This window comes from Leisingera sp. S232 (genome assembly GCF_049800895.1).
In the GTDB taxonomy this organism is placed as follows: Bacteria; Pseudomonadota; Alphaproteobacteria; order Rhodobacterales; family Rhodobacteraceae; genus Leisingera.
In genome coordinates this window covers 1-9,918 of record NZ_JBNAFX010000062.1, presented here as the reverse complement: position 1 = coordinate 9,918, position 9,918 = coordinate 1, and the positions used below count along the sequence as shown (strand labels likewise).

At 55.6% G+C, this 9,918-nt stretch carries 9 protein-coding genes and 3 pseudogenes; 2 read left to right on the top strand and 10 right to left on the bottom strand.

What is annotated here, in order from left to right; translation table 11 throughout:
• Positions 1-103: 103 nt before the first annotated feature.
• The gene (locus ACP151_RS20790; protein ID WP_424980732.1) at positions 104-694 is read right to left on the bottom strand and encodes a hypothetical protein; all 591 of its coding nucleotides are present in this window, start codon (positions 692-694) and stop codon (positions 104-106) included.
• Between the two features lie 404 nt (positions 695-1,098).
• On the opposite strand from ACP151_RS20790, the gene ACP151_RS20785 reads away from it, so the two are divergent.
• Positions 1,099-1,380 (top strand): hypothetical protein, encoded by a 282-nt coding sequence (locus ACP151_RS20785; protein WP_424980733.1) that lies wholly within the window; start codon positions 1,099-1,101, stop codon positions 1,378-1,380.
• Here ACP151_RS20785 and ACP151_RS20780 read toward each other — a convergent pair.
• A pseudogene (locus ACP151_RS20780) lies at positions 1,361-1,905 on the bottom strand (transposase); the annotation flags it as partial. The gene ACP151_RS20785 and the pseudogene ACP151_RS20780 overlap by 20 nt on opposite strands.
• On the opposite strand from ACP151_RS20780, the pseudogene ACP151_RS20775 reads away from it, so the two are divergent.
• Positions 1,894-2,255, top strand: a pseudogene (locus ACP151_RS20775) (transposase); the annotation flags it as partial. The pseudogenes ACP151_RS20780 and ACP151_RS20775 overlap by 12 nt on opposite strands.
• Before the next feature lie 489 nt (positions 2,256-2,744).
• Here ACP151_RS20775 and ACP151_RS20770 read toward each other — a convergent pair.
• The 8 genes and pseudogenes from ACP151_RS20770 to ACP151_RS20735 form a co-directional block, all read right to left on the bottom strand.
• Complete coding sequence (locus tag ACP151_RS20770; RefSeq protein WP_424980124.1) at positions 2,745-4,022, bottom strand: TRAP transporter large permease; 1,278 nt, start codon at positions 4,020-4,022, stop codon at positions 2,745-2,747.
• Positions 4,019-4,558, bottom strand: a complete 540-nt coding sequence (locus ACP151_RS20765; protein ID WP_424980123.1) for a TRAP transporter small permease subunit — start codon at positions 4,556-4,558, stop codon at positions 4,019-4,021. The genes ACP151_RS20770 and ACP151_RS20765 overlap by 4 nt, the downstream gene beginning before the upstream one ends.
• A 189-nt stretch (positions 4,559-4,747) precedes the next feature.
• Positions 4,748-5,797, bottom strand: a complete 1,050-nt coding sequence (locus ACP151_RS20760) for a TRAP transporter substrate-binding protein (RefSeq protein WP_424980122.1) — start codon at positions 5,795-5,797, stop codon at positions 4,748-4,750.
• A gap of 60 nt (positions 5,798-5,857) precedes the next feature.
• Positions 5,858-6,331, bottom strand: a complete 474-nt coding sequence (locus tag ACP151_RS20755; protein WP_424980121.1) for a RidA family protein — start codon at positions 6,329-6,331, stop codon at positions 5,858-5,860.
• Positions 6,332-6,339: 8 nt separating this feature from the next.
• Entirely contained in the window at positions 6,340-7,407 is a 1,068-nt protein-coding gene (locus ACP151_RS20750) for a glutamate cyclase domain-containing protein (RefSeq protein WP_424980120.1), read from the bottom strand.
• A 13-nt stretch (positions 7,408-7,420) separates the two neighbouring features.
• A complete protein-coding gene (locus ACP151_RS20745; RefSeq protein WP_424980119.1) occupies positions 7,421-8,440 on the bottom strand; it encodes a threonine ammonia-lyase in 1,020 nt (339 codons plus the stop codon).
• A 112-nt stretch (positions 8,441-8,552) separates the two neighbouring features.
• Positions 8,553-9,461 (bottom strand): LysR family transcriptional regulator, encoded by a 909-nt coding sequence (locus tag ACP151_RS20740; protein ID WP_424980118.1) that lies wholly within the window; start codon positions 9,459-9,461, stop codon positions 8,553-8,555.
• Positions 9,462-9,750: 289 nt separating this feature from the next.
• Positions 9,751-9,918 (bottom strand): annotated as a pseudogene (locus ACP151_RS20735) (IS3 family transposase); the annotation flags it as partial.

Here is a 9,918-nt window from a genome sequence, read left to right as displayed (position 1 = left end):
GAAGTGATGCGTTATAGTTGGACCAGTTCGTTGTTCGATAGCGGGAAGAGGCAGGCTTCGGCATGCCGCCGATCTAACCTACGGGATTCGCAAAGTGAATCCTCTACGGCCTTTGTGCAACAACGCCATCCAACAGTGTCGTCTTGGTGTTGAGATCTTTTTGAGCTTTCTGCGCCAAGGCAGTATCATAGTCGGGGCTCTGCGGATCATTGTAGCGCGCGACGTCACTCTGCAGAATTCCGATATCAGCTTCCAGTTTGTCGATATCATCTATCAACTGACCAGTAAGCGTGTTGATGTGCTGAGTATTGTTTACTGTCTTTGTCACATCGGAATATTGCTGTTCGATGGCAGCTGCAATCTTCGCAGCGATTTTCAGATCCTTTGCCACGAACTCTGCGATATTGGCGGCTTGATTGTTGTCCTCATCATCTTCCGCCAAGTCTTCTCCGGCGATTTTGGCTCTCAATCCATTCACCAGCCCGAAGTTCCAGTTTGAATAGTACGTCGCCTGACTGACTGCGTGCACTTCAGGAATATCGAGACCCGAGGTCAGCTGCTCTTCTACGGTGTCTCGGAACGCGGTCCGGGCTTCAGGACCGAGCTCAGAAAAAATCGCATCATATGCGACCATTGTTGTTTCTACGACTTCAGACTGTTCAGCGTTAAGCATCACGAACACACCCTTTTTCATACTGCGCAAAAGTACAATTTTGCGCCAGTGAATCTGTTGGAGACAGAACTAATAAGTTCTTCAAATTACTTGATTAAAGTCCGATTCCGGATATTTGAGCCTGAGCAAAAAATGCATCGGTCGGCCTTCCAGAATAGTGCAGAAATTTTTCATTTTTCGATCTCCAGTGTGCGATAAATCCGTGTTGCCTTTTCTTTCGAGTGGTTGTTTCCGAAACAGCCACAATCTTTCGCTAGCATTTGCGACTTGGCTCGCCCTGGAATCCAAGTTGGAATCGTTGAAAGGCTCCAAAATGCCGGCAAATGAGCAGTAAAACTTTCCAAAAGTATCGCGAATAGAGGCCGTCAATAGGTGATTGCTGTAGATGTTTCACTTTTTCGTGTGAATCGACTGATGTGACAGCCATGATCCGGCACCGCTGTTTGATAGACCGTATTTCAGATTTCTTGGCGATGAAGGGGTTTGATGATGTAACCGCCGCCCGACGGCATCACTGTGCCAAGGTGGATTTTTTAGATCCACAAAGGAGAACGGTCATGTCGGAGATTATCGCAGTCGGGCTCGATCTGGTGAAGAATGTGTTTCAAGTTCATGGTGCTGACGGCATTGGCCGGCTCTGTCGCACAAATCGGCTGATGGCCGGGGTTCCCCTTTCCCCGGACGGACTTATTCCACGGGCTCTGTGACAGGGATGCCGAGCGCGGTGGAGCCGTACAGAACGGCGATACGGACCTGAAGCTCCGCGACCTGTCGGTCGAAGTCCCGCGCCATGAGGCGCTGCCCCAGCAGTTTCACCCAGTGCATCCACTGACCAGCAGTGCATTGCGAAGCAATGTCACGAGAGGTTTCGTTTCGACGCGGCTTCGGCGGTGGTATCCGCTCCATCGTCGTCACAGGGCACGGCCGAGGTATTTTGATGCCCGCAGTGCTTCGTTTCGGGCGACCGCGCCAACGGTGACGGTCTTCCATGGCTTGGCGTTCTTGCGGGGCGGGATGACGGCGTGGGCGCTGCGGTTAGCGATGGCATCGTGGCATTTGCGTGTGTCCTAGGCCCCACCTGCCGTGACGCTGCCGATTTCCTGGTCCGCCGGGATCTGGCCAAGCAGGTCGGGCAAAACCGGTTCATCGCCGATATGGTTCCCTGTGATCTCTACGGCCCGAACCTCCAGCGTTTCCGCATCAATCCCCAGGTGGATCTTGCGCCAGATCTGCGCCGTTTCCGGCATCACCGCCAGTTCCTGAAGTTCTGCGGCATGGATCTCGCAACCGTGCAGTCCGGATTGTTCCGCGGACAAAGCAAGATCTCCAAGTATGGCAATGCCCGGCTCCGGCGCAGGCTCTGGATGGCGGGTCAGACGGCTGCGTCAAAGAAGACCAACAGCTTCCGCGACAAGTTCGAGCGTTACATCTCCAAGGACCGGCACAATGCCCATCTGCGCCGCAAGGCCTATACCGCTATCGCGGCCAAGATGGCGCGCACCGTACACGCCGTGGTCAAACACGGCGAACCCTATCGCCCCTTCTTCGAGGGGTGAGCCCAGGCGGAAAGACCTCTCTCTGACAAGGGCCGTGGAGGCAGTTCGCTGACCTCGTAGATAATGTTCGGGCTTTCTGCTTGGGATTTGGGATCTCGTATTAAGGACGGTGAGGGCCGCCAAGGCGCGTACCCTGTGTTTGCTATGGAAGAGATCAATTCTTGACGGCAGAACCCGTCTGGGCCAACCTGTCAGGGCGTCCGGGGCTCCGGATGCTCCATGACCTGCTGACCTAAGCAGCCGGAAATTCCCGACATAGGACGTTGTCAGACACAATTGCTCCCGGCGCCCCGCGCTCTGCAATCAGCCGGTCCAGTTCTCGCGTGGCTGCAGGGGGAGCGCGGATAGGACGTCGTCTGGTTCAGAGAGGCCTTGAAAGACCAAGGGGCACGCTTGCAGAGGGGGCTTGGATCACCGGTGTCGGGCGTACAACAAGGAAGGATAACATTGCAGGTGGATGGCCGGGCCTCGCTCATCAAGTGGATTTGGCCCGGGGAAATGTGACAAGTGCTTGGTTATCCGTATGGAATGAAAAGCACGATCTGCGGGAACAGATACAAGATGCCGACAAACAGAAGCATGATCAGCATGAAAGGCAGGGCGCCAAAGATAACGTCTTCGACCGGACCTCGCTTGCGCACACTTTGAACCACGAAAAGGTTCAAGCCTACGGGCGGGGTAATCAGAGCGATCTCCATCAGCAGCACAATCACGATACCGCACCAAACGGGATCAAAACCAGCCTGAACCATGATGGGCGCAATGATCGGAACACTTGCCACCATCATCGAGAGGGTCTCCATGAACATGCCGAGAATGAAATAGAACAGAACAACCAGACCAAAGAGCGCGAGCGGCTCCAGGTTCATTCCCGCAATCCAGTTGCTGGCGGCCTGAGGCAGTCCGATAGCCCCAAAAACAAGGTTGAGGAAATAGGCGCCGATCATAACAGCCATGATCATCGCGGTGGTTTTCATCGCACCTTCAAAGGCGTCCAGGATAACTTTTACGGACAGGCACCTGTAGCAGGCCGCGATTACCAGGGCCGCAAGCACACCCAGGGCGGCAGCTTCGGTTGCGGTTGCCCAGCCCAGATAGATGGAGCCGATGACGGAGACAAAGATCGCCACGGGTGGCAACAGGTCCGGCAATGCTTGGAGTTTCTGCGCGCGTGTCGCAGTGTTTCTGGTCCCACCCCACTCAGGTTTCATGGTGCAGACGACCGCGACCAAAACCATAAATAGCGCCGCCAACAGAATGCCGGGGATCAGCCCTGCAAGATACAGTTTGGGAATGGAGGTCTCAGTCAGCACCCCATACAGGATGAGATTGACCGAAGGCGGGATCAAAATGCCCAATGTGCCGCCTGCGGCGATCGTTCCCAGAAACAGCCTCTCATTATAGGAGTTCTTTTCGACCTCCTCCAACGCCACCGTTCCTATAGTCGCAGCGGTGGCAACGCTGGAGCCCGAAGTCGCGGCGAACATTGTGCAGGCCGCGATATTGGAGTGCATCAGACCGCCGGGCAGCCATGGCATCCACAGGACCAGAGCCGTGTACATCCGCGACGCCAGGCCAGAGCGCAAGAGGATCTCTCCAAGCAGCACGAACAGCGGGATGGCGATTAGCAGAAAATTGTTTGAAACCGTCCAGGCGATTTCTCCGATCGCAAAGTGCAAAGGCAGGGGAGAGAAAGTGCCGGACAGGATGAGCGCCACAAGGATCAGGGTTGCGGCCACAGGAATGCCAAGGAAAAGCAATCCAAGCAAACTTCCCAAAGATGTTGCGATCATGGCTGATGTCCTTTGGATGTCTGAGGTGTTTCTGTGTGTTGCAGCTCCACTTCCTCCTGCACTTCTTCTTCAGCGCTCTTGATGCCTGCCAGCGCGCTGGCTGCTTTGCAGTCGCCTTTGGCAATCAAGGCGAGACAGCAGGCCAAAAGCACCAGACCAGAGAACAGCAGCATGATCAGCCCGCCAAGCCATATGGCCTGGGGGTAAACCATGGGAATTTGCAGAGCTGAGGTGGAGCGGGATGAGGTCTGAAGGGATTGTATAACCAGTTCAAAGCCAAAGAGGGTCACGACGGCAAAAACGGCAAGAAAGGCAATCAGGGCGGCAATATCCACCGTGAGCTGCATCCTGGCCGGAAATCGGACATAGGCCGTGTCCACGCGAATGTGCGTACGGTCCAGCAAGGCACCGCCAAGGGACCATGTGGTTGCGATGGCAAGCGCAAAACGGGCAAGTTCGTCTGCCCCGTCAATTGCTTTGTTGAAGACGACTCGCAGCAGGATGTCCGAGCCGATCAGGAGCGCTGCTGCAAGCATGACCGCCCCTCCCAGCCAAAGGCCAGATCGGGTGATCAGGCGATTATACCTGAGCGTATGTTGTATAAGCGGGCTCATCCTGTGGCTTTCCGATTTGCTTAGAAATGTGTGCTAAAGAAATGACATCCAGGAAGTGGGATGACATACAGGCCGCACCGCTTACGCGGTACGGCCCCTTTTGGTCCAGATTTAGTTCGCCTGGATCGTCTGGTTGATTGTTGCACCGATGTTGCTGTTCCAGTTCGCAGTGCATTCGGCACCGCAACGCTCGGCCCAGCCGGGAAGAACCGTTTCGCTCACAATTTCGGCCGCCCGCTGCAGGTCAGCGTCGCTGGGGTAGTTCAGTTTGATTGTTGCCGATTTCCCCAAAGTACAGCCATCCTGACCAGAGTTGCACACCTCTGACTGGTTGATACTTTCGGCAAGCGTCGCCCACATCTTGTCTTCATAGGCCGCAAACTGTTCGGTCAGGAAAGATTGCGTCGCCTCTGGCAGGCCATCCCAGCGGGACTTGTTCACTGCAACCACGTTGAACGACCAGCCCAGCGGGAGCATGAAGACGCTGTCAGTCACTTCTGGCCAGCCAGCCGAGTTGCCGCTGAGCGAACCGGTCACGGCACAGTCAACAACCCCGTTGTTCAGCGCAGGCACGACTTCGGAGAAAGAAATCGAAACGGATGTCGCGCCGACACCAGAGATAAAGTCACGCAGCGTGTTGTTGTAAACGCGGATCTTTTTCCCTTCGAGATCGGCAATGCTGCCAACATCTCCCCGGCACCAGATGACCTGGGGGGTATTCGCGCCGATTGCCAGCAATTTGGTGTTCCAGTTGTTTTCCATCCGCTCGTTCAGGACGGATTTATATGCAGAACAGGCTTCCCGTGCGAGTTCGGCAGTTGGCAGCGTGCCCGCCAGGTCGCAGGCTTCGAACCGCGGATCGTCACCAGCCATTTTGGTGATATCCATGCCCGCAAAATCCATCACACCCAGCTTCATCAAACGCAGCATGGACTGGTCATCCAGGCCCATCTGTTCGATCGGTGTCAGGTCGGCCGTCAGCTTGCCCCCGGAATTTGAAGGCAGAATGTCTGTCCAGAATGGTTTCTCATCATAAATGGCAACCGGAATGGTGGACGCAATGCCGACCACTTTGAAGTGGTCCTTTTCCAGCTCTTGCGCGGCGGCAGGTGCGACGGCAACGGCGCCGGCGAGCAGGGCTGCACTGGTTATTGTTTTCATTTCAGATTTCCTCCGTTGGATAGTTTTGAATTGTGGGTAAGGTGGCGTTCTCTCGGCAAGTCACGCATCCGTTGCGACTTCGAAAACGGCCTCGATCTCTACGGCCATGCCTGATGGCAGCGCGTGTGTGCCAGAAGCAATGCGGGCATGGGCCCCTGCCGGGCCAAAGACATCGCAGATGAGATCGGAGGCGGCGTTCAGAACCTTGGCCTGAGCTTCAAAATCAACTGTGCAGCGTACCAACCCAGCCAATCGGATCACGCCAGTTACCCGATCCAGATCGCCATCGCAGGCGTTGCGCAGCTGACCAAGCAGGTTCAGCGCGCACAGGCGGGCCGCATCCTGTGCCTGTTCAAGCGTCAGGTCCTGACCAACGATACCCTTGTAGACAAGTTCACCCGCATTTCGCGGACCCTGGCCCGCAATAAACACCAGATTCCCGGTTTTGCGGTAGGGCAGGTAGTTCCCCTGGGGGGGATTGCTTGCAGGCAACTCGATCCCAAGTTCAGCGAGGCGGCTATCGATTTTTCCCATTGCTTTTGTCACTTCTGCTGGCGCCAGTCGCCGCTGTCGCCCTTCCATCCGGTTACCCGGCCGTTCAGGCGGTCCAGCGTATTGCGCAGACTGTCGATCAGACCGGCCCATTCCTTGGCCGAAATGCCATCCACTGCCGGTTCTGGGGCCATGAACATGCCGTCCACGCCGCCGAAGGTGACACATTGTTCAATGCAGCGGACTTCCAGCTCCGCGCTGTGGAACACGTTGGGCTTTTCCAGCAGAGCCGACAGCGCCGCGACCAGACCGGTCGCGCCCCAGTTCGAAACATTGGAGACGATCAGATGATCCGCAACCATGACTGCCGCAACGCCGCCCCGACCCGGGATGCCGCTGTCTTTGGCTTTTGGACTGAAGGTGCGCAGATCCTCCGCAATCACGCCCATGCCCATTTCGTTGCCGCCGTCGCCGATCGCAATAAAGGGGATGTCTTGTGCTTTTGCAGCGGTGAAGAACTGATCCAGGTCAGCCACCAAACCGTCAAGCGGGCGGCCGCCCAAGCCATTGTACAGGCCATGGTCATTCATACCTGGCCGTTCGATCGAGACCACAACCGAGGGCTTGGTATCGTTCAAAAGCGCTCCGGTGATTTTTCTGCAGCCGTCATCGTCTTTGGGAACGGTGCGGATGTAAACCGGACGGATAAATTCAATCGGGCGGACGACGCCGTCTTCCGGGAAGGGCAGGGGCGAAAGACCGGCACCCCGGCATGTCCCGGCCATCATTTCTTCCCAGTCCTCATCAACCAGGATTACCGATTCAATCCCCAGGCCAAGGAACAAAGCCCGCGCCAGCAGCGCTGCGCCGACCGGGCCATCGGTTTCCGGAACACCGGCGCCCTCGGGGAAACCGGTTGCAATCACGACCGGCCCGCCGTGCTCCCGGACATTTTTGACCAGAATTTCTGCGCCGCCCATACAGGCGGGGCCAGGCTGCTGCGTTTGCAGGGCTGTGTAGATTTTGTCGATCAGACCAACGCCGGTCAGATCCAGCGTCATGAAATCTTCGATGGTTTTGGCGATCAAGGCGCCCTTTTGACTTTGCAAATCAAGCATATTCTTTTCCTGCTTATTGATTTGGAGCTGCCGGAGGCAGTTCGGAAACAAGATAGGTGGCGTATTTTTCAGGATCGACATTGCCGCCGCTCAAGAGAATGCCCGTTGTGCGGCCCGCAGTTTCGATTTTGCCGGCCAGAACAGCAGCGAGCGCAGCAGCGCCACCGGGTTCGACGACAAGTTTCAGGTTTTTATAGGCAAACTGGATGGCGGCGATCACTTCATCATTCGTGACTGTCAGCCCAGCTTTCAGATGCGACTGGCACAGCGGGAAAGTATGTTGGCCCGGAACAGTCACCAGCAGGGCATCGCAAATGGACGTCAGAACGGGGGAGGCCGTAACACGTTCACCTGCCGCCAGAGACTGTGCCATGCCATCGAACCCTTCGGGCTCCACACTGAACACCTCTGTGTCGGGGTTAACAGCATGGACACCCGTCGCCGCACCGGAGACCAGACCACCACCAGAACAACTGAACAGCGCGGCATCAAGAGGAGCCTCCATCGCCTGGGCTTGCTCGGAGAATTCGGCACCCAAAGTTGACTGGCCAGTGATGACGTAGGGATCATCATAGGGCGGAATGATGACAGCCCCGGTTTCAGCAGCGATCTGCGCACCGATTTCCTCGCGCACTTCTTTGGTCTTGTCATAAAGCCGTACAGTCGCGCCATTTGCCCGCACGCCGTTGATCTTGGCCTTGGGGGCCTCCTGCGGCATCAGGATTGTTGCGTCGATGCCCAGTTCCTTGGCGACATATGACAGGGCAAGTCCGTGATTGCCGGAAGACCAGGCAACAACGCCGCCGGCCTTTTCTGCCTTGGTCAGTTGCAGAACACGGTTGATCGCCCCGCGAAATTTGAAAGAGCCCGAGCGCTGAAGTATCTCAGGTTTGATCAGAACTCTGCCGCCTACACGCCGGTTGAGTTCTTCGTTTTCCAGAACAGGAGTTGCAACCGCATAGGGGGCGATACGTGCCCTTGCCGCGGAGATATCTGCTGGACTTGGTTCAAAGTGTTTTTCGCTTGCCGACACTTTATTCAGTCTCCTGACGTTAAGTTGTCAGCAAGACAAGCACAACATAGATATTACGCAAAATTATTTATAAGAATGAATTCATATAAGTAAACATAATAGCTGATCTGTTTCAAGGCCAGATCGGCGCTCTCTTCTGTGCAACATTTTGCGCAATCTCAGTGATTTCACCCAACATGCCGCTGCCAGGGCTGTAGGGGTAAAACCCAAAAAAACAAAGAGGATCCAAGGAGATGTCACTTGTCAGGCAAGTGAAGTCAGTTGCGGCGTCGCGCGGCGCCAGGCCCGAGTGAATTGCGCCATCTGCAACAAGAGCAACACCCGTGCCATCCAGGGTCATACTGCGGATCGTTGCCAGAGATGTTGAGGTGATGATTTTCGGAGCTTCCCCCAGCAGCCGATACAGCGCCTCTCTCAATGCGCCGTAAGGATAGGCGCGTTTGGGATAAGTTATCACCGGCAGGCGCAAGAGATCCTCCACCGTCAGATGCCCACTCGGCACAAGGCCTGGCACGCAATAGAACTTCAGGGGGAAAGCCCCCAGCTGGATTGAGGCGTAGTCACTGCTTGGCGCAGGGCCCAGCATGAAAGATAAATCCAGTTCTCCGGCTTCAAGCGCTGCTTTCAGGGCTGATGTCACATCGACTTCGATCTCAAATCGGACCCGGGGAAACTTGAGCCGCACCTGGCTTAAAAATTCGGAAAGCCAGATCTGCGCGATTGTCTCAGAAACCCCCAAGCGGACAATACGGGCCTGTTTCTGATGCAGCTCCAAATCCGTTTCAAGCGCCGCTACCTGCCGCAGGATCGTTTCACAATGCCTAAGCAGAAGCTGCCCGTCGCTGGTCGGGGTTATGGGTTTGATCTTGCGATTCAGCAGCGACTTCCCAAACAGCGTTTCGAGCGCAGAAATGCGTTGGGACACGTTTGGTTGTGTCATATTCAGCCGTTCTGCAGCGGCAGAAAAGTTGCCAAGCTTGCATACCCAGAAAAAGACCTGAAGTGATTTGAAATTTTGCATATGGGCTTCTTTGGGAGCTGAAAGTTGGAGTTCGTCAAAATGCTGCCGAGCAGAACTGACTGCAGCGAGTTCAGCTTTTGAAAGGCATTCCTTTACAGGAGCTTAGCCACATAAATCGAAACTGAAACGCCGCCGGTTAGCGCAAGTTGATTTCAGATTGATAGGCGACAATCTCTTCAGTTTCCAGTGGCGCATAGTGACCGAGGGTCAGTACCTGTCCGTCGTCAGGGATTTTGGGACAGATGGGCGCCTGAGCTAAGAGAGGATCTGGCTCATCCGGTTGGTTTGATTATGCGGCGGATTTGCGGTGAAGCAAGCGCCGGGTTTCGGTGGTCTTTCTTTTGATCCTTTCTCGTTGTTGCAGAATGGTCTGGCCGCGCCCGAAGTAGACGTCGGCCGGCGTTAGGTTCTGCAGGCTTTCGTGGTAGCGTCGATGGTTGTAGTGATCGACGAAGGC